Source organism: Novosphingobium sp. KN65.2 (genome assembly GCF_001368935.1).
GTDB classification, from domain to species: domain Bacteria; phylum Pseudomonadota; class Alphaproteobacteria; order Sphingomonadales; family Sphingomonadaceae; genus Novosphingobium; species Novosphingobium mathurense.
On record NZ_CCBH010000077.1, the window covers coordinates 1 to 2,296 of the forward strand.

Consider the following 2,296-nt stretch of genomic DNA (forward strand, 5'->3'; position numbering starts at 1 on the left):
CTCGCGGCCGTTACCGGCCGCGCCCCTTGCTTTTGACGGTGCCGTTGCTGGCAATCTCGATCGGCTCGCCAATCGCCAGCTTGCCCGCGCGGGCGGCGCTGCGCGCGTCCACGGGCAGCACAAGCATGTCAGCGCCATCTCTTAGGAGTATCAATTTCTGCCCTTCGATTTGTCGCGTCCCGGCGTAAATCAGCGGTCCATGATCGCCAGTGAACAGCCGATGCGCCGGTATATCCATTCCAATGTGACGCTTCGCATTGCGTTCCGCAATGTATTTATCCGCTGCGCTGGCCTGATCGTCGCTCACTCGCGGCCGATCGTCGTCCCGTCGCACAAGACGATCTGGCCGGGCTTTTTGGTCGTCCACGTCTGAATGAACATCACGCGGCAATAGCAAGCGACCTCGCTCGGCGTGCTGAACCACACCGAGTTGGGACAGGTCGCGCAAACTACCTCGGCTTTCGGGCGGCGGCTCTCGTCCAACGCGGCCAATGTTGGGCTTAACGGCGCGCTCGCTGGGGGCCTCGGCTCCTCCGGCGCTAGAATGTCCATTTCTGGCGGGCTGTGCGGGGCCAGCTCGAATGGCGGCGCTGCTGGCTCCTCCGCTTGCAAGGCCGGTTCCGGCGTCGGTTCCTCCGGCGCTGACGGCTCCGGGTCGGAATGTCCCGTTTCGACCTGGTGCTGTGGTGCTGGCGTCTCGTCCAGCGTCATTGACGGCGTTTCGCCCAGCAACGCCAGCGCCGCCTCTATCTCCTCGTCCAACGATTTGTCTGTCACGCGCGCGCTCCTCTTGCCTGATATTTTGACGCCGGGCCTCTAGATCGGGGTCCGCAAATGTGATGGGCATGGCCGATCGGGCGGCGGCTTCCACCACAAGGGCCTTGAATTGATCGCTGCCGCTGATCGCCAGCCTGTCGCCATAGCGTTCGTGCGCAAGCCGCAAGGCGGCAACAACGCCCTCGATCTGCGCCCCGCGCGATACATGCAGGCGCTGGCCATCATCGCGCACCGCTGCATTGGCGGTGCGATAGATGATCGTCCCGCGTTTCGTGATGTGGTCTTGCCGGATCGCTGCGGGGTGTGCTGCGCTCGGCATCGCCGCAATGTGCAGCGCATCCTTGGGAGCGGTGCGCCGTCCCTCCCGCGCGCGCAGGGCCTCAAGGGCGGTGCGGTCGCCCGCCTTGGCCTGCTCCTGTAGCCAGTCATTCCACCCGCGCCGGGAATTACGAGACGCGATGCGCTCCCGTTCCCGCCCGTGGGCGGCAACAATCTTCGCAATCGCGGCCTTGGTGGACCGGGCCGCCAGTGCGTAATTGAGGCGCTTAACAGCCGGGCCGCCACCTAGCAGCTTTATCGCCGCCCGCTTCGTCCTCCCGATGCGCTTCACCTGTTCAATGGCCGCGCGGCGCTTGGCTGCGGCCTCGGCCAGCTCGACCTTTCGGCGCGTGGCGCGCGTGCCCTGCTGGGCGCGGTAGGCAGCAAATAGGCCGCTGGTGTCGATACGGGAGGGCACGGGGCGCTTTTCATAGGTCTGTCGGGCTTTCGGTGCCCCCTCCCCTCCCCGCGCGCTCTGGAAGGCTCCCAAGCGTTTCTCTAACGCCCCTTTTGACAGCTCGCGCGCGATGGAACTGGCCTTTACGGTCGTTCCGTCCATCGCAGCGAATATCAGGCCGTTGCCGCGCGCCTGCACGGACAGGCCGAAGTCGGCCGCGATCTGGTGCAACTCGGTCCAGCTCGCGGCGGCCTTCAAGGGTTCGGCGCAATTCCGCTGCGCCCAGCCTATCAGGCTCTCCGTGCCCGCGATCTGCTCCATGTCCTTCGCGCGGTTTTCCCCGCCGCGCTGGTGGGCGTTGTGGTTGACGCGCTCCAAACCGTGACGGACCTCTAGCAGCTCGCATAGCTCGGCAAGCGTCCGATAATCCCGCAAGGGCGTATGGATCGTGTGGCGGATCGGATGAATCTTGTTGATCGCCAGATGAATATGCGTGTGGTCGGTGTCGTGATGAACGGCGCTGATCCGCTGATGCTCGGCAAAGCCCAGCCCCGCGCAAATCGTCTCCTCAATATCGCGCAAGGCTTCCGCGCTCGGACTCTCGCCGGGAGGAAACGAAATTATGAGGTGATATGTCTTGTCCGAAGCCGCCCGCTGATTGGCCGATTGGACAAGCATAACGTCCTGTGCGGCATCTTCTGGCGTCTCGCCTCGGCAGTTGGTGACAGTCACCACGCCCACGCGCTCATCACGCCCCTGCGCGCTGGTGATGTATCGCACCAACCCGCCGAAATCGCTCTTTGC

At 64.5% G+C, this 2,296-nt stretch carries 1 protein-coding gene; it reads right to left on the reverse strand.

The genetic code is table 11. The annotated features are described in order from the left end of the window. Positions 1–10 precede the first annotated feature (10 nt). On the reverse strand, positions 11–2,296 hold a 2,286-nt coding region (gene traI / locus SPHV1_RS03025), incomplete at its 5' end, for a TraI/MobA(P) family conjugative relaxase (RefSeq protein ID WP_082430771.1).